Origin of the sequence: Aestuariivivens sediminicola (assembly GCF_022662015.1) — a bacterium.
Classification (GTDB): Bacteria; Bacteroidota; Bacteroidia; order Flavobacteriales; family Flavobacteriaceae; genus Aestuariivivens; species Aestuariivivens sediminicola.
Genome location: NZ_JAKMCM010000009.1, coordinates 20,983 through 42,243, shown reverse-complemented (window position 1 = coordinate 42,243; position 21,261 = coordinate 20,983). Strand labels below are relative to the sequence as shown.

Annotated in this window: 22 protein-coding genes; 4 read left to right on the top strand and 18 right to left on the bottom strand. The window is 38.5% G+C overall.

All coding sequences use genetic code 11. From position 1 onward, the window contains the following. Positions 1 to 51: 51 nt before the first annotated feature. The 5 genes from MR041_RS14815 to MR041_RS14795 all read right to left on the bottom strand — a co-directional run bounded on the left by MR041_RS14815 (position 52) and on the right by MR041_RS14795 (position 5,174). Complete coding sequence (locus MR041_RS14815) at positions 52 to 465, bottom strand: DsrE family protein (protein WP_242095030.1); 414 nt, start codon at positions 463 to 465, stop codon at positions 52 to 54. A 16-nt stretch (positions 466 to 481) separates the two neighbouring features. Next, positions 482 to 1,159, bottom strand: coding sequence for a twin-arginine translocation signal domain-containing protein (locus tag MR041_RS14810; RefSeq protein ID WP_242095029.1), 678 nt, complete (start codon positions 1,157 to 1,159; stop codon positions 482 to 484). 2 nt (positions 1,160 to 1,161) lie between these two features. Next, entirely contained in the window at positions 1,162 to 2,193 is a 1,032-nt protein-coding gene (locus MR041_RS14805; RefSeq protein WP_242095028.1) for a c-type cytochrome, read from the bottom strand. A gap of 362 nt (positions 2,194 to 2,555) precedes the next feature. After that, entirely contained in the window at positions 2,556 to 3,110 is a 555-nt protein-coding gene (locus MR041_RS14800) for an OsmC family protein (RefSeq protein WP_242095027.1), read from the bottom strand. Positions 3,111 to 3,329: 219 nt separating this feature from the next. Then, a complete protein-coding gene (locus MR041_RS14795; RefSeq protein ID WP_242095026.1) occupies positions 3,330 to 5,174 on the bottom strand; it encodes a sigma 54-interacting transcriptional regulator in 1,845 nt (614 codons plus the stop codon). Positions 5,175 to 5,295: 121 nt separating this feature from the next. On the opposite strand from MR041_RS14795, the gene MR041_RS14790 reads away from it, so the two are divergent. Continuing rightward, the gene (locus MR041_RS14790) at positions 5,296 to 7,332 is read left to right on the top strand and encodes an adenylate/guanylate cyclase domain-containing protein (RefSeq protein WP_242095025.1); all 2,037 of its coding nucleotides are present in this window, start codon (positions 5,296 to 5,298) and stop codon (positions 7,330 to 7,332) included. Positions 7,333 to 7,389: 57 nt separating this feature from the next. Then, on the top strand, positions 7,390 to 7,854 hold the full coding sequence (locus tag MR041_RS14785) for a DUF4870 domain-containing protein (RefSeq protein ID WP_339328758.1): 465 nt from the start codon (positions 7,390 to 7,392) through the stop codon (positions 7,852 to 7,854). Between the two features lie 83 nt (positions 7,855 to 7,937). Here the strand turns inward: MR041_RS14785 and dnaN are convergent, their stop codons facing one another. From dnaN to MR041_RS14755, 6 genes are all read right to left on the bottom strand, one after another. Then, positions 7,938 to 9,056 carry a DNA polymerase III subunit beta gene (gene dnaN, locus MR041_RS14780; RefSeq protein ID WP_242095024.1) on the bottom strand — a complete coding sequence of 373 codons (1,119 nt, stop codon included), beginning with the start codon at positions 9,054 to 9,056 and terminating at the stop codon, positions 7,938 to 7,940. Between the two features lie 185 nt (positions 9,057 to 9,241). Continuing rightward, positions 9,242 to 10,909, bottom strand: a complete 1,668-nt coding sequence (gldG, locus tag MR041_RS14775; protein WP_242095023.1) for a gliding motility-associated ABC transporter substrate-binding protein GldG — start codon at positions 10,907 to 10,909, stop codon at positions 9,242 to 9,244. Then, positions 10,902 to 11,387, bottom strand: a complete 486-nt coding sequence (locus MR041_RS14770) for a hypothetical protein (RefSeq protein WP_242095022.1) — start codon at positions 11,385 to 11,387, stop codon at positions 10,902 to 10,904. Before MR041_RS14770 ends, gldG begins: the two co-directional genes overlap by 8 nt. Further along, positions 11,384 to 12,103, bottom strand: coding sequence for a gliding motility-associated ABC transporter permease subunit GldF (gene gldF / locus MR041_RS14765; protein WP_242095021.1), 720 nt, complete (start codon positions 12,101 to 12,103; stop codon positions 11,384 to 11,386). The genes MR041_RS14770 and gldF overlap by 4 nt, the downstream gene beginning before the upstream one ends. Positions 12,104 to 12,242: 139 nt before the next feature. Beyond that, positions 12,243 to 12,536 carry a putative quinol monooxygenase gene (locus tag MR041_RS14760; protein WP_242095020.1) on the bottom strand — a complete coding sequence of 98 codons (294 nt, stop codon included), beginning with the start codon at positions 12,534 to 12,536 and terminating at the stop codon, positions 12,243 to 12,245. Continuing rightward, a complete protein-coding gene (locus MR041_RS14755; RefSeq protein WP_242095019.1) occupies positions 12,533 to 13,423 on the bottom strand; it encodes an SAM hydrolase/SAM-dependent halogenase family protein in 891 nt (296 codons plus the stop codon). The genes MR041_RS14760 and MR041_RS14755 overlap by 4 nt, the downstream gene beginning before the upstream one ends. A 243-nt stretch (positions 13,424 to 13,666) precedes the next feature. Between MR041_RS14755 and MR041_RS14750 the strand changes: the two genes are divergently transcribed. Both MR041_RS14750 and MR041_RS14745 read left to right on the top strand, forming a co-directional pair. Continuing rightward, positions 13,667 to 14,623, top strand: a complete 957-nt coding sequence (locus MR041_RS14750) for a PhoH family protein (RefSeq protein WP_242095018.1) — start codon at positions 13,667 to 13,669, stop codon at positions 14,621 to 14,623. A 166-nt stretch (positions 14,624 to 14,789) separates the two neighbouring features. Further along, the gene (locus MR041_RS14745; protein WP_242095039.1) at positions 14,790 to 15,743 is read left to right on the top strand and encodes a phosphoribosylaminoimidazolesuccinocarboxamide synthase; all 954 of its coding nucleotides are present in this window, start codon (positions 14,790 to 14,792) and stop codon (positions 15,741 to 15,743) included. 78 nt (positions 15,744 to 15,821) lie between these two features. Here the strand turns inward: MR041_RS14745 and MR041_RS14740 are convergent, their stop codons facing one another. The 7 genes from MR041_RS14740 to MR041_RS14710 form a co-directional block, all read right to left on the bottom strand. Next, positions 15,822 to 16,331, bottom strand: coding sequence for a YybH family protein (locus tag MR041_RS14740; protein WP_242095017.1), 510 nt, complete (start codon positions 16,329 to 16,331; stop codon positions 15,822 to 15,824). Positions 16,332 to 16,435: 104 nt separating this feature from the next. Next, entirely contained in the window at positions 16,436 to 16,759 is a 324-nt protein-coding gene (locus MR041_RS14735; protein WP_242095016.1) for an EthD family reductase, read from the bottom strand. A gap of 72 nt (positions 16,760 to 16,831) precedes the next feature. Then, complete coding sequence (locus MR041_RS14730) at positions 16,832 to 18,421, bottom strand: GMC family oxidoreductase (protein WP_242095015.1); 1,590 nt, start codon at positions 18,419 to 18,421, stop codon at positions 16,832 to 16,834. Between the two features lie 4 nt (positions 18,422 to 18,425). After that, positions 18,426 to 18,992 (bottom strand): gluconate 2-dehydrogenase subunit 3 family protein, encoded by a 567-nt coding sequence (locus MR041_RS14725; protein ID WP_242095014.1) that lies wholly within the window; start codon positions 18,990 to 18,992, stop codon positions 18,426 to 18,428. Positions 18,993 to 19,142: 150 nt separating this feature from the next. Then, complete coding sequence (locus MR041_RS14720) at positions 19,143 to 19,544, bottom strand: hypothetical protein (RefSeq protein WP_242095013.1); 402 nt, start codon at positions 19,542 to 19,544, stop codon at positions 19,143 to 19,145. A gap of 205 nt (positions 19,545 to 19,749) precedes the next feature. Then, positions 19,750 to 20,883: a glycoside hydrolase family 18 protein gene (locus MR041_RS14715; RefSeq protein WP_242095012.1), complete on the bottom strand. Its 1,134-nt coding sequence runs from the start codon at positions 20,881 to 20,883 to the stop codon at positions 19,750 to 19,752. Between the two features lie 4 nt (positions 20,884 to 20,887). After that, on the bottom strand, positions 20,888 to 21,256 hold the full coding sequence (locus MR041_RS14710; protein ID WP_242095011.1) for a TfoX/Sxy family protein: 369 nt from the start codon (positions 21,254 to 21,256) through the stop codon (positions 20,888 to 20,890). Between the last annotated feature and the right edge of the window lie 5 nt (positions 21,257 to 21,261).

Sequence of the window (21,261 nt, the reverse complement as noted above, 5' to 3'; positions counted from 1 at the left end):
CTCAATATGACATACAAATGACCTCAAGGTCACATTCGGTTCATGAAATTATTACTGGCTTTCTTTTATATAACCCCAGCCTTCTTTTTGTTTTTCAATAATTTCAAGAATACCATCAGGGACACTTCTAACCCCCGATATTAAGTCGTCAGAATCGACATCATGTCGTTTCATGGTGCCCTGGCATATTACAAAATCGATATTGTCTTTATTGGCAAGCATCTCTAAGTCCTCCGCGACAACCGATTTGTCTTTTAAAACCATATCCATGGCGCCACTGTACATGACCACCTCGAATTTCGAATCCGGATAGGCATTGGACATTGCTTTTACGTGCCTTATGGTCGATTCATGAACTTTAGTATTTGAGCTGGTCACATCGAAAACGATTTTAACCGGCTTTTCCTGGGCTAGGCAAATTGTAGAAAATAGTAAAGCCCACACTATGTTTGATATGAATTTCATCGTTTTGAGAATTATATTATTCACCGGCAAATATATAGCCACATCCTTTTGCTTGAGCTCTGGCAAGTGCCCAAACACCCGACGGAACCAGTTTAACTTCATCTAGGACGCCATTCACCCATTCTTCATATACTTCCTCAGGATTTAGACCCATGCTTTCAGCAACTTTGTTACTATATACTTTGGTAGCCAAATCGCAGGCACAGAACATAGCACCCCTTTCGGCCTGGCTTTTTAATCCTCCCGGACCGTTAATAGGGTAATCGCCATCTTTTGGTTCGTAATACGGATTCCGTACAGCAAATTCACCTGTGTAATCTTTTACACCAAAAACTTCCCCCAGCTTATACTTTGCCCATAACTCATCTTTAAACGCGATACATAAGCCTGTATGACGCAATACCGACATCGCGGTCATATCGCTATCGGGTACATCTGTCCCATTGTTAGAAAGGTAAAATGCCCAGTTCCAAAGAATTGGAAGTCCCATATGTGGTGTAGAGCCGTCAAAAACAACCCTTTGGGAGCCCTTAATTTTATCAAACCAATCTTCCGCTTCCTTCATTTTGGAGTCGTTAAAGATGGTGGTCTCGGCATACATCGGATTGGACAGCAATGAAATGGTGCTGGCAGTTGCTCCAAGTGCTAGAGCTCCTAAAAATTGTCGTCTTGAATTGTTCTTCATTGTTTTCATAATTACTTGGTTTTAGTGATTTTAAATTTTTGTTTATAATAATTCATAATGGGTTGAAATGGCCCCATTTTGTGTTGTTCAATAGGGAAGTTATCCGCAAATGGAGGATAAGGTGTGGAAACCGGTTTCTTCTTTAAGTCAGGGAAATCTTTTTCCGGATTGGCCTTTTTTGGACGGTTTTGTGAATTAATAAATCCAGCCACATCATACGCCTCTTCATCTGTTAATATAGGGGCATCATAAGTTGTTCCAAAAGGCATATTACCTTTTATAAATTGAGCTGCAGTTATAACTCTTGTCATCCCCGCACCGTTGTTGTATGAGTTATCGCCCCATAGCGGGGGATATTCATAAGCAGATCCATCTTCACGCATTAATCCTTGTCCATCTTTTCCGTGACAAACTATACAATGTTTTTCAAAAACTGATCTTCCATGATTTAAATCTACCGCTCTTTCAGGAATTTTAATTTTCAAGAAACCGGTTCCCTTTATTTTACCGTCATCCGGCGCATAGCGACTAAGCCATTCGAGATAGGCAATGATACCTCTCATTTCTTTACTGTCTTCGGGTAGCATCTTGCCATTCATACTCCGCTCCATACAACCGTTTACACGCTCTTCAATAGTACCTATTTTGTTTTCCCTGCCCCGATATTGCGGAAAACGTTGAATAATTCCAATTAGAGGAGCCGAATAAGGTTTAGTACCCAAACCTAAATGACAATTTTTACAGGCCAGGCGATTGCCTTGATAGACCATGTTTTCATTGCCATTGTCCGGACCAATATACTGCGGTGTATTCGAAAAAAGTTCATATCCGTATTTTAACAGATCATTATCTTTTGTGTCGTTCAGAACAGCGATATCATAATTCATGTAATATATTTTGGAAGGGGCATATTTGCTTTTGAACAGGTCCCTCGGTATGGCCCCGTAGCAATACAGGGCAACACCAATGGCCAGAACCATTAAGGCTCCAAAATAGATGAGTATCGGTTTTATTATTTTTTTATAAGAATGAAATAGTTCCATCTGATAATACGCTATGAAATACATGCATAACATTGAATCCTTTAATGATTTGAGGAAACAACAGCTTGTTTAGTTTGTTATAAATCTGGGGTATGATTACAATTCCGAAGGCTAGAATTTCAATATTCAGGTAAAATCTATGCTTAAAGATACTTGTATAACATTAAATTACAAAAAAAATGGACTGGCTATACAATGTTGTCTAAATGATTTTTAAAGTATCAATGTTACTTTTACCTCTCTTGAGTAATTCGAATTCTTTCGCTTCCCACGATTTCAGTCTATTTGATACCTGATATACAGATTTTAATGATCAATAAAAATAAGCTCTTAAAAGTAAGTTGCCGTGTATCAAACCTTATCTAAACCTTTTCAATTTCAATTGAAACGGGAGTGGGATTTCTGATCATATCGAATACAGGTGAAAACCTGGCCAAATAATCAAGTTGCTCTGTTGTGGCATCAGACTTTACTTTTAAGGTAAATTTAATTCCGTTAAAACCTTTACGTATTTCTGGTTTTAGTCCTAAAAACCCTTGTAAGTCCATCCCTCCACTAATGGAGGACTCTGCTCCTTCGATAGTGATACCATTCGCGGCTGCGTGATATACCATTGCACCGGTTAGACAGGATGCCAGGGAATGTAACACAACTTCCGGAGGAGTGGCTGCTTCATCATTTCCCAACAGGACCTGGGGATGACTGCATTCCATAGTGAAAGGCTCCTCTCTTGAACTGTCTTCTGCGCCCACACCATAAAAACTTTTAATGCTGGATACGCAGTGACCGCCGTCTATCCAATTGTTTTTTGCCCTAAACTCAAACTTGGCCAATTCTGGATCCTGTTGTACGGCACCAATAGTATCAACTAATTGATCTACGTTTACTCCATTTTTTACGTTTGCTGTTGGAATCATGTGTTTAAATTTTTAACTGTTAAATGATTTTTAAATGTTTGACATTATATTAGCATGTGCCGTGCCATTAATTTTAAATAATTAAAAACCAGATGCTTAGATCCTAAAGAAGAATAAAGTTTACCTCCGAGAAATCATGATTTAACGAAGTTTCGTTTGTAATTCACGAAATATCGTGAGATTCTTCGTGGTGGTACGCTAAAATGGATATAAAAAATTTTATACAGGCCTTTCAATCTGTAATGCCTTTATTTTTGATGCCAATGTTGTAGGAGGGATTTGTAAAAGTTCGGCTGCACCGTTTTTTCCCGAAATTTTCCATCGCGTTTGTTTTAGGGCCTTTAAAATGTTTTCTTTCTCCAGTGCAATTAATTGCTTTGCGCTTAGAATTTGGTCCGTCGCAGTTTCACTGGACAGCTTTGTTTCAGAGCGCTCATTCGGTATAATGGACTGCCAGTTAATTATTCCATTTTGAGAAACGATCACTGCGCGTTCAATTAAATTCTGAAGCTCACGTACATTACCGGGCCAATGATAGGATTTTAAAATTGTTTTATCGTTATCACTCAGGGTAATCTGTGGTTTATTCAGTTTTTTTGAAAACTGATTTATCATTTCTTCTGCAATGTAATGAATGTCATTTCCTCTATGTCTTAAAGGAGGGACTTCAATAGGAAACACATTCAGACGGTAATACAAATCTTCTCTAAACTTCCCGGCTTTAGAAAACTCCAAAAGATTTCTATGGGTGGCTGCAATAATGCGAACGTCAACTTTCAGAGTTTCCGAACTTCCTACAGGGTCGAATTCACCCTCTTGTATAATTCTCAATAATTTTGGCTGAAGATCTAGGGGCAATTCTCCAATTTCATCGAGAAATATGGTGCCTTTGTCAGCCAGTAAAAAGCGTCCTTTTCTACTTGCGGTGGCTCCGGTGAAAGCACCTTTCTCATGTCCAAATAGTTCACTTTCAATAAGGTTAGCGGGTATGGCACCACAGTTTATACGAATCAGTGGTTTATCATTTCGTTTACTCTCCTTATGAATCGCTCTGGCAACCAGTTCCTTTCCGGTTCCGGTTTCACCTTGAATCAATACAGTAGCATCTGTTTTTGCAACCTGATGGATCAGGTTTAAAACAGATTTCATACTTTGATCCTCGGCAATAATACCGTAACTACTTGTTAATTCTTGAATTTCTTCCTCTAAGTATTCTGTCTTTTTAGTAAGTAATGTAATGGTTTCCTCCGCATTAATCCGATCCTCAATATTTCTTAAAATGAGTGTATAATAGGTATGATCATCATTGCCATAGGTACTGATGGTGCCTTCATTAATGGTTTCTGTCTCATTTGACCCAATGACTTTAATAATATTGGGAAGATAGGTGTTGGTTGATCCTTTCGAAGTTTCCGAGCTCACAATATCCTGCAACATACGCGCACTTTCTTCAGCCAAAAAAAAGAGTAGGTTTCTATGCTTAGTGTCCTCATTTTCCAGGAGTTTGTTGGCAGATGCATTGGTCAGGACTATTTTATACTGGCTATCAAACATGATAATGGCATCCATAGCACCATTTATAAGACCATTTAATTGACTATTTGCCATTTCAACAGCTTGTTTAGAAGAAGCCAATCGTTCCTGAATGGCATCCAGTTCGCGATGACGCTTAATCATTACTGCTAAAATACCCTGTGCAAAACCACTGTCGGATTTCATTAATTCCATAAAATGAGCACGCTCAATTTTCAGTACTCTTGTATGTTCTAAAGCTGTTATGGATGCCGAGCGTGTGTCATTATCTATTAAGGCATATTCACCAAAACAATGACCGGATTCGAAAGTATGATAAATATGTTCCTTGTCATGAACTTTAACAGCTCCGTTTGCAATAACATACATGGCATGTCCCTCATCCCCCTTTTTAAAAACGGTTTCATTTTTCACATAGGTCTCTTCAGAAATGTGATCGCTTAGTTTTACTAAAGAGGCTTTTGATACTTCTGAAAAAAAGGGGATTTTAGATAAAAATTCTGCGCGTTCTATCGATACCATATTGGACATTATCCTGTGTATTGTAAGGCTAAAGATAAAAATTATTACAGAGGTATTTAATATTGGTATTTTAAAAGAAGCATTTTTTGAAGATATTTATTTAAATTAGTTGAGAATCATTGAGATAATTATGGCACAGCATAGACAACTTGTTGCGATTATGTTTACGGATATTGAAGGGTATACCTCTTTAATGCAGGACGACGAAAAGCAAGCTATGCTTATTAGAGCCAAGCATCGAGAAATTTTTGATACGGTTACAAGTAAGTATAATGGGGAACTTATACAATATTTTGGTGATGGTACTTTAAGTATTTTTAGAAGTTCTGTCGAAGCCATAAAATGTGGTATTGAAATGCAAAGGGCTTTCAACGAAGAACCCGCTGTTCCTATTAGAATTGGTGTGCATGTCGGTGATATTATAAGAACAGATTCAGATATCATTGGAGATGCCGTTAATATTGCTTCCCGAATAGAGTCTTTGGCAGTTGCAGGGAGTATCTTGATTTCGGATAAGGTGAATGACCAAATTAGAAATCAGAGGGATATAACGACACGTTTTATCGATTCAGTTGAATTTAAAAATGTGAACAAGGTGATTCCAATTTTTGCCGTAAGTAACGAAAGCCTTGTAATACCTGAAAAAAATTCTTTAAAGGGGAAAACAAAACCCAAGGATTCCGAAGTTTATAAAAGTTATCGTAAGAAGAGCATTTACTCGCTCATCTTTCTATCATTGATTATCCTCGTTCTTATGTATTTCATCATGAAAAGACCAAGTGAGGATTTTGAATTGAAGGAACCAACATTGGCCGTACTTCCTTTTGCTGATATGAATAACAGTAGTGAATCCAATATTTTTACCGATGGTATAACTGAAGATATCATTACCCATCTTTCAAAAATTCAGCATATTCAAGTCATTTCCAGGGCCTCTGCCATGCATTATAAAGGAACCGATAAACCCATAAAAGACATTGCAGAAGAGTTAGGAGTGAATTATATTTTGGAGGGAAGTGTTCGCCTGGACAAGAATCAGGTCCGCATAAATGCCAATTTGGTTGATGCGGCCAGTAATAAAAATTTATGGGCTGATACTTATGATAATACTTTGGTTCAAATATTTAAAATACAAAGCAATGTCTCGAAGGCTATTGCAAATGCCCTGAAAATAACATTGAGTGACACTGAAGAGTCACGATTAAGTAACGAGCCAACTAATAATCCAGAGGCGTACACGGCGTTTAAGGAAGCCCAAATGTTCCTGCATAGAGGTGGGGGAAAGGTTGAGGAGTTAAAAAAGGCCGAGGCCTTATTTCAAAGGGCAATAGATTTGGATCCTCAGTTTTGTCGCGCTTATGTAGGTGTCGCCGAAACGTATCTTGAATATATTTTTTGGGGAAGGGAGTCCCCCAAAAAAATGCTGGAACAGGCTTCAACACCTGCATTGAAAGCCTTAGCCATTAATTCTAACGATGGAGGAACATTTGGAGCACTGGGTGCTATTAGCTATTACAAATACGAAAAGGAAACCGCCATTCTTTACCTTAAAAAGGCTATTGAAATTAACCCGAGTTATGTTGGTGCTTACAATAAATTAGCATGGATCTATACATTTGAAGGTAATTTGGAGTTAATGGAAGCGAATTTCAATAAGGTATTAAAATTAGATCCTTTATCCACTAAATACATTGGCGATATGGGACAGGCCTACTACTATATGAGAGAATTTCAAAAGGCTATAGATTTGATAGATGATGGTTTAAAACGGTTCCCAGATGATAATATGTTATTATGGATGAAAGCTTCAAATTTGTCTGGTCTTGGAAAATATGATGAAGCTATAAAATTATATACATCAAGAAGTGTAGCCTCTCATACCAACTGGATGTTAGGATATTGCTATGGCATGGTGGGAGAGCGTGAGAAGGCAAAAAAAATATTGGAATACCAATTAAATAAAAATGAATTGGTCTATGTGCCACCTTATATGATAGCTACTATTTATATGGGTTTGGGCGATGTCGAGAATACCTTGAAATGGTTAGAAAAGGATTATGAAGTTGGAGGGCAAGGGCTCTTCTTTTGGGGTTTGGGCCAGGATATTAAATTTGCCTCACTGAGAGATGAACCAAGATTCAAGGCCTTATTGGAAAAAGTACCTTAGATGTTGTTCTTTTGTTATTAGGATCTAATCTGTTAACTTATAATGAACAGTATTTGAATGTCCTCTTGGTTTATCAATCATAAAGCCACCAATTTTCCTGTTACATTCATCCGTAATGATCAAGATGTAACATTTTTAATTCCCCAGCGTCAAATAAGCGTCAATCAAAATTCGAATAACATCATGAGAGAAGATAATCAATTACTTGTTGTAACCCATTTAAGTCAGCTAATTATACTCATTCTAGGTTTTGGAAGCCTCTTGTTACCATTAATATTGTGGTTAACCCAAAAGGAAAGGGTATATCAAATGGATGCACATGGAAAAAACATTCTTAACTTTCAATTAAGTTTAATCATATACTGCATTTTGTGTATTCCATTAATTTTACTTTTTGGTCTGGGTTTACTCGGATTTTTAATACTCGGAATTGTATCCATAATTTTTCCTATTATCAATGCCATCAAAGCAAGTAAGGGAGAGATTCCTAAATACCCTTTATCTCTTAAGTTTATTAGTTAGTTATAGTTAGAATGAGATAAGCAAAACGCTCACCTTGTGGTGAGCGTTTTTACTTGATAATAAAATTTAAAACAGGTCTTCCATTAGGAATTAAGCATGACGGGCATGACCAACATGGTAATCTGTTCACCCTCATCCAGGCCGTCAACCGGAGTAAGAATTCCAGCTCGGTTTGGCAGACTCATTTCCAACTGAACATCCTCCGAGCCCAAATTACTGAGCATCTCCGTTAAAAAACGTGAGTTAAATCCAATCTGCATGTCATCACCCTGATAGTCGCAGGTCAATCGTTCTTCTGCTTTATTGCTGTAATCAATATCTTCAGCGGATATATTGAGTTCCGCCCCTGCAATTTTTAAACGGATCTGATGCGTTGTTTTATTGGAAAATATACTTACCCGTCTTACAGAATTTAAAAACTGAGTTCTGCCAATGGTGAGTTTATTTGGGTTTTCACGTGGAATAACAGCTTCATAATTAGGGTATTTTCCATCTATCAAACGGCAAATAAGTTCAGAATTGTCAAATGTAAACTTTGCGTTAGAATCGTTGTATTCAATCGTCACTTCCTCTTCACTACCGGCTAATATCCCTTTTAATAGGTTTAGCGGCTTCTTTGGCATGATGAATTCGGCTACCTGATTCGCCTTTATATCTTCACGTGTATATTTTACCAATTTATGAGCATCGGTAGCAACAAACGTTAGGCCCTGAGAAGAAAACTGAAAGAACACACCGCTCATTACTGGTCTTAAATCATCATTTCCCGCTGCAAAAATCGTTTTACTTATGGCTGTTGCCAGAACATCACCCATAACGACCGTTTGACTCGGATCCTCCAAAGAAACAGCCTTTGGAAATTCATCAGCATTGGCGTATGCCAAGGCATATTTACCGTGATTCGAGCTAATTTCTATGGTATTGTTATCTTCAACAACAAAGGTGAGGGGTTGCTCCGGAAAAGTTTTTAAAGTATCTAAAAGCAAACGTGCAGGAATAGCAATATTGCCTTCACTCTCACTTTCCACATTTAAGGTTGATGACATTGTAGTTTCCAAGTCACTCGCTGAAATAGTAAGTTTCGACCGCTCTAATTCAAAAAGAAAATTATCTAAAATAGGTAGGGTGTTTGATGTGTTGATAACACCACCCAGAGTTTGTAATTGTTTTAATAAATAAGTGCTAGATACTATAAATTTCATTAGTTAATCTTTATATTTTTTTAAGGTAGATCTAAACCATCACGATTTTAAAGAGGTATCGTTTGTAATGCTATACCCACAGGAACACGATGATTATATCAATAATTTTGACGTTTCAATTTTATAAAAGCTATCCTACAAATATATTCGATACAGTCTAATATTGGAAACAAACTTATTAACATTTACAACCTGTATTTTTTCCTTCTAAAGTAATTGAAAGTGAATCCAAAGATTGTTAATAAGACCAGTGGTAATCCAATATTTATAAACTGCCATTTCGATTTTTCATCCGCTATTTTTTGAGGATTCAAGAAGGCTAGAGCAATTTCTTTGCTGCGAATGTTTATAAGTCCGTCATCATCCAATAAATAATTCACAGCATTTAGTAAAAATTCTTTATTTCCAACCGGTTGGTTACTTGAACGATCAAAATCCAAGGGCAGGGGACGGTTCCTGTCTACTTCATTCTTAATAACATCGCCATCGGCTACAATAATTAATTTCGTAGGATGACTTTTGTTTTTCGTTTCCGATAGTTTGAAAGGTTTAATTCGATTGTTATAAACCGAAGTAAATTCGCCTTCCAACAATACAGCGAGATTTTGGCGGCCCTTATTGTATAGCGATGGATCTGGCTTTTCGGTAGCTTTTTCCAGTTGTATTTCCTTCGGCGTCCCCTCCAGTTTGGTTAATTCAGAACTTTGGAGCAGGATTGTTTTTTTTATGTCGTTCTTCAGTGTGTCTATCTGATTAGCGAAGTCGAACTTTACCAAATTCAAATTGGTACTAATAGGGTGGTTGGCATTGCCAGAGGCCAATGGAGAATAAGGCCACTGCAATCGCATAAACCGGGTGTCATTGCCGCTTCCCGTGGCCAGCATTATAGGTGCTGAATAGAGGTCGCCAACCAATAAAGGATTTATCCTTGCACCATACTTAAAGAAAAAATCAGTAAGATTTAAGGTTTTCGGAACGGCAAAATTGGTACCGGCATCATTCATTAAACTGTCCTTATCCATGGCAATTACATCTATAAGCCACAAACTTTTACCACCGTTCATGATATATTGGTCCAATACTAGTTTTTCATCCTCCGTAAATGCCTCAGTGGGTTTGGCATTGATAAGGAGGTCAAAATGTGCTAAATCATCAAGTGTTTTTTGAGGATTGGTGGTAACGCTATCAAGGGTAAAAGGTGCAATATAATAGTACTCTCCCAATTTTTTTAAAAAGTCAGCGATATACAGATCCTTTAATTGTCCATTACCCTTCAGGATGGCTATCTTATTGCGCTTGGGGTGCGTCAATTTATTAAATCCATCTGCAAAGGCATATTCTAAATGTTGAACCGAATTGGTTACCAACTCCTGTTGTGTGCTCCCTATTTTGTTTTTTATCAGAGGAATACTCACGGTTAATTCATTGTAACTCGCCAAGGCCCAAGGGAATATCACTGCTTGAGAGGCTTTACCGTTTTCCTGAACACTTAATTGCATCGGATCTAAACCGCGTTGGCTTAACGATTGAATGTTTTGCTCCTTGAGATTTTCATTTTCCAGAGGATCTATAAATTTGAAGGTAATCGCCTTGTTTTTGGCTGTGAATTCTTCTAATAACTGGCGCGTTTCATTCTGTAGACGTCTGAATTCTGACGGGAAATCATCACCTTTTAAAAAGATATCAATTTCCATAGGCGTTGCTATATTATTCAGGATACTTAAGGTGGCATCACTTAAAGTATATCGAGAATCTTCTGTTAAATCGAAACGCTTATAATATCCATTGCTTATGACATTAACAACCAAAATGGCAATAAGCATCACCACGCTATGTTTTATGAATTTATTCAAATGTTTTTTCTATTTGATATTGTTTAATGTGCTTGGCCCTGTTGTTTTCGAAACTAATTTCCAAATACTCATTGGCACGATTAAAAGCCCCGGGTTTCACACCAAGATTATAATTCCAGTGGTCCGGAGAATTGAATTTTAAAGAATCATCCCAGCTGTACCAGTCGCACGTACCCAACAAATGCTCGACCTCGGTCTTACTTCTGTCCTTAAGTAATTTTTTGTCAATGATATCCCCACTCATTTCATATCGCACAGCAGGTTTTTCCTTCCAGGCCATTTTATCGAAATATTTTTCATGGTGGTAGCTGCTGAAAATATTTAAAAGAGGATACACTACGTAAAAATAAATAAGGGGGGTTAATACCAGAGCAATTACCAAGATGACCCATTTTCGATGGTCTATGGTTTTCGCAAAAAGATACATCAATACAAAAACCAAAATCATCAATATTACAAAGGGTGCTGTAAGGATCATGATTTAATTTTTGATAGGATGCCTTTGGTCAATACAATAAAAAAAGCAGATACACTTATAAAATAGATAATATCTCGCGTATCTATAACCCCTCTGCTCATACTTTTAAAATGGTAACTCATTCCCAACTGCTCTATACCGTTAATGGACATAAAATCGGCGATACCTTCAAAACCGATATAGAATATAAAACACAAAAAAACCGCTGTAATAAATGCCACTATCTGATTATTCGTTAAGGAGGAGGAAAAAATTCCAATGGCAGTGTAGGAAGACACTACGAACAGAAGTCCGAAATAGGAGCCTAAGGTGCTCCCTATATCCAAATTTCCTTTTGGATTACCCAATTCATAGATCGAATAGACATAAAGTAATGTGGGCAAAAGTGCTATCCCAATTAAGACAAAGGCTCCAAAATATTTACCCAAAACAATATTTAAAGGTGAAATGGGTTTTGTTAGTATCAACTCTAAAGTGCCCTGTTTTTTCTCATCCGAAAAACTGCGCATGGTCACTGCGGGAATTAAAAAAATTAAAATCCAGGGTGCTAGTAAAAAGAAAGCAGAGAGGTCGGCAAACCCATAATCTAAAATGTTGAAATCACCTTTGAACAACCATAAAAATAATCCATTGATAACTAAAAAGATCGCAATGGCCAAATAACCGATAGGTGATCCAAAGAACGAATTTATTTCTTTTTTAAGTATGGCGAACATTAGCGTTGTTTAACTTTAGGACTAGTTTTTAGGTTGGATTTACAGACTACAATAAATAACCTAGATATCACCTCTGAACAAAAAATCAATGCACGAATATATAACATTTTACAGTTTACCGGAACAGTTGGTTATTTTACTAAATGGTTTCAATTCTATTCAGGCTCCAAGCTTCAGGCTTTTTATTAAATAAAGGCTTTGTTTTAGCCCAAATGGTCTTGAATAATTCCGATTTTCTGTAATGCTCCAAGGCCGATTCACTCTTCCAAAAGCTATACGTAAAATAGAGCGTTGGGTCATTGATGTCCTTATATAATTCAAGAAAATCACAGCCCTTAAAATTCCTGATATCTGCTTTGTTTGTCATAAACTGTTTAACAAAGGTGTCGATGTGCTCCGGGCAAATGCCCATTTTTACAATTCGAACAATCATATATCCTCATTTAATTCGGCCTTTAGGGGACGTTCCGGAATATTCTCAACACTTTTTTTAATAAAATTCACACTAACGGTATCCATTAATTTCAATCCCATTAGTGTCGAGGCACTACCAACAGTATTGGGATTGCTCTTGTAAACAGCAATTTCTAAAAACTGTCCGGAATTAAATACAACAAGACCCCGACCTTCATCATGACGTTTGTCCTCAGGTATGTCAAAATTTACAATGTCACTATATTTATTATAGACTTTTTTGAATTTATGATTTCGCGCAGAAATCTCAAATGCCCGTCCTTTTTGAATATTTTCAAAAAACGATCGCTTGATATTGGTAACCACATTCCCATAATTGTCAATATATATGACACTCCCAATAATTTGAGTTTTGTCATCATTAACATAAGGCATCACATTTTTAATGGGCTTAATGGCACTAATAGGTTTTCCTATCACTTCTAAGGTGCCTCCCCTGGCAATATGACAAGCCACCTTTACAAAGACGTCAAGAACAGGAAAGCTGGTCTGTATTTTATCATGAATGTTAATTTCAACAATTTTTTCGGGCGCTATTTCTGAACAAATCATGCTCATGATACCATTATTGGCACATATAAAAAAATGATCGTCCAGTTTTAGAGCAATGTGTTTGTTGTCAGGATTGATTTCAGAATCAATGCCGATAATGTGAATGGTCCCTTTTGGAAAACTATTGTAAGCGTTCTGGATAATATAGGCAGCTTCGGGAATGTTAAATGGAGAAACACTGTGGGAGATATCAACAATTCTAACATGGGGCAGTTCACTATATATTGCCCCTTTGGTAGCGCCAGCAAAGTGATCTTTTTCACCAAAATCGGTGGTTAATGTTATTATCGCCATTGGCAAAATTGTTGATATTTTTTTCTAATTAGGTCACTCAAATTTATGTATTTTTGAGTTTTACAAATTAAATACAAACCTACATAAATTTTTGTTTTCATGATTTGTATTAACAACAAAAAGTAAGGATTTAAGGTCCTTGTTGTAAAATAAGAAATACCTGAAAAACTAACAAAACATTCAATAGGATTTATACGGTAATTCATTTATATCCTTATGAAGTTATAAACAAAAAACGAGCCTTTGAACGAAATTATTATCGAACTTGAACAAATCACACCCAAAGAATTTTTTGGAGACCATAACGTAAACATCGAACTTTTAAAAAATTACTTCCCAAAACTAAAAATCGTAGCCCGAGGAAATAAAATTAAAGCATACGGCGATGAGGAATTATTAGAAGAATTCGACCATCGTATTACCATGTTGTTGAAGCATTTTGCCAATTATAATAAATTGGATGAAAATACCATCGAACGTGTGCTTACCAGTAGGAATAGCGACGACTATAAAACATCGAATAACAGCGGTGAAGCAATTGTACACGGTGTGAGTGGCCGTGTGATCAAGGCCCAGACGACCAATCAGAGAAAACTGGTTGAAAGTATGCGTAAAAACGATATGGTTTTTGCCATAGGGCCTGCCGGAACAGGAAAGACCTATACGGGAATAGCATTGGCCGTTCAGGCTTTAAAAAACAAATCGGTAAAGCGTATCATTTTAACACGACCCGCAGTTGAAGCGGGCGAAAATCTTGGTTTTTTACCAGGCGATCTAAAAGAGAAGTTAGATCCTTATATGCAACCGCTATATGATGCCCTCAGGGACATGATCGCTCCCGAAAAATTAGCACATTATCTCGAAAATGGGACCATTCAAATAGCGCCATTGGCATTTATGCGTGGTCGAACATTAGACAATGCCTTCGTTATTTTAGACGAGGGTCAGAATACAACCCATGCTCAAATGAAAATGTTTTTAACGCGTATGGGGAAAAACGCCAAATTTCTGTTAACCGGAGATCCAGGTCAGATCGATTTACCTCGCCGAACCATTTCAGGACTTAAGGAAGCCTTACTCATCTTAAAAAATGTTGAAGGTGTGGGCATGGTATTTTTAGACGATAAGGATGTCATACGACACAAACTTGTGAAAAAGGTAATCGAGGCCTATAACAGTATTGAAAATAGAGAGTCTTGATTTGTTTAGGAGCTTTAACCAGCTTTACGCTGTATCTTTTATTTGATGTTAAGACCCTGAGATCATATCCAAATAATCATCAAATAAAAGGATGCCGCTGCAATCTGGGCTAAAAAATAGTAGTTAGTGAATTTTAACTTAAATAGTACGTATTGTGACTAATGCAATGAATACGATAACAGATACCAACTTCAATTTTCCCGGGCAAAAAAGCATTTACAAAGGTAAAGTGCGTGAAGTTTACAATATAAATGATGAGCAATTGATCATGATTGCTACCGACCGACTTTCGGCTTTCGATGTAGTTATGCCCAAAGGGATACCCTATAAAGGTCAGATACTTAACCAGATTGCGACAAAAATGATGGCTGCCACTCAAGATTTAGTCCCGAATTGGTTGACCGCAACACCCGATCCGAATGTAGCAGTAGGACATATGTGCGAACCCTTTAAAGTAGAAATGGTTATTCGTGGATATATGTCAGGTCATGCGGCACGCGAATACAAAGCTGGTAAACGCATGTTGTGTGGTGTGCCTATGCCGGAAGGAATGAAAGAAAATGATGCATTTCCAGAACCGATAATAACTCCGGCAACAAAGGCCGTAAAGGGGAATCATGACGAGGATATTTCTCGTGAGGATATTTTAAAACGAGGTATTGTAAGCGAAGACGATTATCTGATTCTCGAGGACTACACGCGAAAGCTCTTCAAGCGAGGATCTGAAATAGCTGCGGAACGAGGGTTGATTTTGGTAGATACGAAATACGAATTTGGAAAAACCAAGAACGGTCAGATCTTATTAATTGATGAAATTCATACCCCGGATTCATCGCGTTATTTTTATGCGGATGGTTATGAGGAACGGCAATCCAAAGGGGAACCCCAAAAGCAACTAAGTAAGGAATTTGTGCGTCAGTGGTTAATACGTAACGGATTTCAGGGATTAGAAGGGCAGGAGGTCCCATTTATGAGCGATGACTATATTGAAACAGTTAGCGAGCGTTACATAGAGCTTTACGAGAACATTACAGGTGAACCCTTCATTAAGGCGGATGTTTCCAATATTCAGGAGCGCATTGAGGCCAACGTACTCGCTTTTTTAGAATCACAAGGATAATTAAAAATGAATCCCGATCCTAACATATATAGGACCGGGATAACCTGAAGTGCCCTTAAACAAGAAACAGACTTCGTATTACTCCGCAGCGGGTGCTGCCACGCTTGAGTTGAAAATATCCCTGAAAAACAGCCATTGTCCATCTACATTTTTCCAGAGTATCAGGTATTTGCCTTGATCTATCTGATTTTCATTAGCGAATAAGGTATATTCTCCTTCCTCGGTAATCCAGTTCTCCGTACCCCAAACATCTATAGTCTTTAGTTCAAGACCTGTGACACCCGATTTAATAAAACCGGACATGACTGATTCGATGTTCTTTTTTCCAATTATGGCAGGGCTCCCAGTCATCATGAACTTTGCATCAGAGGTGTATAAATTGGATACACCTGTAGAATCTTTTGCCATAAAACGTTCTTCAAAAATTTTATTTACAGCTTCAATCTCTGCTTTTGCCACGGTTAAGTCAAATGCAGGTTCTGAAGTGATTTCTGGGGTTTCCTCCGTTTGGTTCTTACAGCCCGTAATGAAGCTGATAGAAAAGACCAACAGTAGAACTATGGTTTTCAGATCGACGTGTGTTTTCATTGTTATAGAGTTTTATGTAACGCCTACTCTGTTCGGTTTTCGGCTGCCCCGTGGTTCTTAACAAAAATGGAGTAGGGTTTCTTACATCGTAGTAAGGGAGAAGATTAAACTAAGACTTCACTGATCTGTACTACCGGTTCAGCACTTGTGTAATTAGGAATGTCTGCCAAAATTGTATTGGCGTTTGCCCCAAATGAATTCTGGAAACTATCCAGAGATTCAAAATAGATATTTCCCATTGCTTCATAAGGTGCTGCAGAACCGGAATCAGCACCGGAAATACCCTTTTCTATAGTGGCACCAAGTATGGCATCGCCCAGGAGACCAACGACCATTGGAACATGTTTATTAAGATAGTAATCCATATCAAATGGTTTTTCCTGACTGGCAGGATAAAACAGACTCACTTTAATACTTCCTTTTTTCATGATGTAGTTGTTTATATGATGCCTACTCTGTTCGGTTTTCGGCTGCTCCGTTTTATTTCGATGAAATAATAATTAATGCCACTCGAGGCGTCGTTCCCAAATTCGATCTGCGGCGCGTAATGCCAGGGCCATGATGGTCGAAGTTGGATTAACCCCCGCTCCGGTTGTAAAGGAACTGCCATCGACTACAAACAAATTGGGCACACTATGCACCTGATGGTCTTTGTTAACCACCGAATTGCCTTCCGAAGTTCCCATTCTCACAGTGCCCATCAAATGTGCCATGTTTGAAGGATCGGGAACAGTTATCTTTTTTGCTTCGGTAGCTTCAAGTAATTGTGTTGCACTTTCGGCAGCGTGTTCTAACATGCGTTTGGAATTCTCTGATAACGAATACGTCACTTTTGCTGCAGCAATACCGTTGGAATCGACGATGTTGTCGTCCAGTTCAACAGTGTTAGTAGGTTCCGGTATATCATCAATCAGGACGGTGAGCCCTACCTGATGTGGAAATTGTTCGCCAAATGCCTGGTGATGCCCTGCACCCCAGGGTATATCAGAGGACTGACTCAGTGGACCGAAGCTGCGTTCACCGTATAGCATATATCCCCTTTTAAAGCCACGTCGCTCGTCAGTTTCATAAAATTCATGACTGTATAATGGACTACCCATTGGGCCTATATGGCTATCCATGTCTTCTTCGAAAATGCCATTAACGAATAGGTTAGGATGCACCATAAAATGTGTTCCTACCAAGCCATTGGAATTGCCTAAACCATCCGGGAATAAATTGGATTTCGAATTCAACAGCAGTCGGGGACTCCCAATACCGTTACAACAGATAACCACTACTTTGGCTTTTATTTCATGAATCTGTCCTTCTTTATCAAAATAAATGGCACCTGTGGCCCTTCCCTTTCTATTTATCGTAATTTCCTTGACACGGGACCAGGTCCTGATTTCTGCCCCTTTTTCTATGGCCAATGGCCAGTAGGTTCTATCTGTGGTCGCTTTCGCTCCCATAGGGCAGCCAAACATGCATTTTCCATGAAGCATACAGGGAGACCTGTTCTTATAGGCTTTGGATATAATCCCCTGATCATTTACCCACCAATGCCAGTTCAGTTTTTCGAAACCCTTAACCAAGGTACGTCCCATTTTCCCTATGGGTAGGGGTGGGGTTTGCCGTTGTGGGCGCGGTGGATTCGCGGGATCACCCGATAGTCCCGAAACCCCGATCATGGCATCATTAAAATTATAGTAGGGCTCCAATTCCTGGTAAGAAATAGGCCAGTCATCGGCAATGCCATCCAGGGTTCTCACTTTAAAATCGGAAGGATGGAATCTAGGGAAAATGCCCTGCCAGTGAATGGTCGATCCGCCAACAGCATTAAACATCATTATAAATGGGGGATTATCACCATGGCTGGTTACGGGATAGTCCTCCGGCAGTTTCCTCATATTAGGACTCAGACTAAAATCGCGGTCCCGCATGAGGTGCGTCTCATAATTGGTTTTCAGCGAAGGAAAGGTTGACGGGTCGATCCAGCCCCCTTGCTCCAGGCACACCACTTTTGCGCCTTTTTCGGTCAGGCGCCACGAAAGGGATGCTCCGGCAGCGCCAGCTCCGATAACCAAAACATCAATAGCCTCATCCTTCATTAGCTTAAATTTTTATATAGGTTGGTTTTAGTGCCCTCACGCGATCCAATAAAGTGTCGTCGAATGGTTCCATTTCAGGACCCTTAGACCCTGTTGGATAAGGCTCATAGCCAATTAATGGGAATACGGTTTCGTTGGTGTAGTAGCTTTCATAGGTAAACTCTTTCAGCACCTTAAAAAAATGTGGTTGATGTTTCTCGATGTGCTTCAATACGGCAATGCGTTCCGCTGATTTGATTTTTGAAAATTGATATTGGCACTGCTCATCTATATGAGCAATGAGGCCCTCGAACAAAGGGCTGAGGTCCGGAAGCGCTTTCATAATGGACAGGATGTAGGCTACACCACCTATTTCGGAAGCTGAAGGCATGATGCCATTGGATGGAATAAGTTCATCCATGGCCCATGTTAAGGTCTCCTGTTGAGCATCATTTAAAAGGATATCGCTGTTGGATTTTTTTGTGGTGGTACACGCGAGGGGAAGGGTTAATGTGCCAGAGGCCATAAGGCACTGAGCATAAAAAATTGCTTTACTGAATCGCCTTCTGGACCATGCTTGTTGATGTCCCATATGATAGTGTATTAACTTGGGTCAAGCAAAGGGTTTAGGACATGGTGACATGAATGCCAATGCTTCTAAGGTAATTAAAAATTATGGAAGATCAACCTTATCAGTAAATTTCATAGCTGATGGTCTCGTATTAAGGATGAATGCTTAGTTTCATTTCCAATGGCGGATCCCTTCTTTACTGAATAGGGTTTTCCTAAATTCATTAGGTTGCTTTTCATTCATTAATCGTAAGGCCCCTTTTTCTTTTATCAGTTCCCCGAAGTGCGCTTCTCTTGATTCATATTGATAGGAATTGGCATAAGTCGTAATGAGCATAAAATGAAAGGGAGACACTTCACTGAAAGGGGTATCCAAGATTTGAAAGGAGGCTATGTAGTTTCGTTCCTGAGCCATTTCTCTTAGGACTTTCCAGTTGTTGCTGTAGTAGTATACTGCTTCATCTTTGTTGTTATTCAGTATTTGCACAAAATCAATAGTAGTCATTTTATCATCCAGTTGACCATAGCTTAGAGCACTCATGCTAAAAACAACCAGGAAAAGTATTTGTCTCATAATGTTTAGTGATTTTCTAATATTAAATTTGACTTAGGGTACAGATTAGTAAAAATAAAATTTTATCATAATGGGCACTATGCTCATAAATACGCAAGATAAACTGAATGTTTCCAACTTAGGCATGGCATAGAGCTCCTACTTTTTTTAAACTATCAGTTGTTCTAAAACTGACCCAATCTTCAATGCATAGACGAACCGAAAATTAGTATTTCATATTAACCTCATCATAAATGGCATCCAACAAGCCATCTGATGTACTGTCTAATGTCAATTGCCAAAACATGATGCCACCCAATTGCTTGGATCTGGCATATTTGGTTTTTAAACGTACTGAGGTGGTATCATCGTAAGAAATGAAGATGCTGTCCTTGGCATTGTAAAGATAAGGTGCCTTAGCCTTGGCATCCCAGTATTTTACAAAACCATTTTTGTTTTCCTGATTGGCCTGTAGACCTCGGAAATTAGCCCAACCTTTCCAAACCCCTTTATTCGGTTGGAATAAACCATTATTTTCAGGGGGCACACCTTCCCAACCCCGACCATAAAATGCGGCTCCTATTACAATTTGTTCAGGTTGGACACCAAGGGACAGGCAATAATCAACAATGGCTTCAGCTGATCTTGGATTTCGTTCGGGTTGAACCGATTCGTAGGAACCTAAATTGGTATGATGGTTGGTAATTGGTGAATTTCCACCGGCAAAATCATAGGTCATGATATTCATATAATTGGCGTACTTCATAACTTCAAGGGTTTCGACATGCTCATAATAGCGTTCCCATCCGGCTGAGGCAAAAGTGAGGGTCATCGGGCGGTCTAATTTATCTAACCCTTCCCTGAGTTCTTTCATGAGAGCCGTAAAATTTTCTTTGTCTTCAGGTCTATGAACGTTACCCGCACCTCTAAGGCCGGGATATTCCCAGTCGATATCAACTCCATCTAAATCATATTTGTTTACGAAGTCCATCGTACTACTGACGAATTCACGCCGTCTATCCGGGTCGTTCGCCATATCTGAAAAACCGCCGCTTCCGCCCCAACCCCCACAGGCTATCATAACCTTTATATGAGGATGCTCTTTTTTATTGGCGACAAGTTTTTTGAGGGCAGCATCATGGCGCTCATTTCTAAATTGCATTTTATTATCAATGACCCGTGTGAATGAATAAATAATATGGGTTAATTTTTCAAATGGGATATCATCTACAGTATATTCATCAGATGGCACATAATAGGCCATAATGGTAAAAGACGATTTTTCCGGGTCGGATTGACAACCTATTAAAAGGCTTGTTGCTAAAAAAAATAGTACAATGTTTTTTCTTAAAAATGTCATGATATTATGTTTTGCTTTTTCGTTTACTGGTTTTAGCCAATGGATTGAAATCCAGGCACAGATTGAGCCAATAGCTTAATTCGGTATCGGTATCGAATCCCTGGGGCGTTACAAAAATATAACCTCTCATGGGACGACCGGTAAAATCCATAGGGAGGCATTCAGGTTTATTCAGTTCCCTTTCATAAATGGATTGTCCAATGCGGGCCATAAGCAAGCTATCACCATAGGATTTATCAATATGAATCCCACATAACATTTTTCCATCCACCGTAAAGCATAAACCACCCATCATTTTGAGTTCCTTAAAGCTAACATGTCTGTCATGTAAATGCCGGCGAATACGATCGGCCAGATATTCGTCATATGCCATACCTA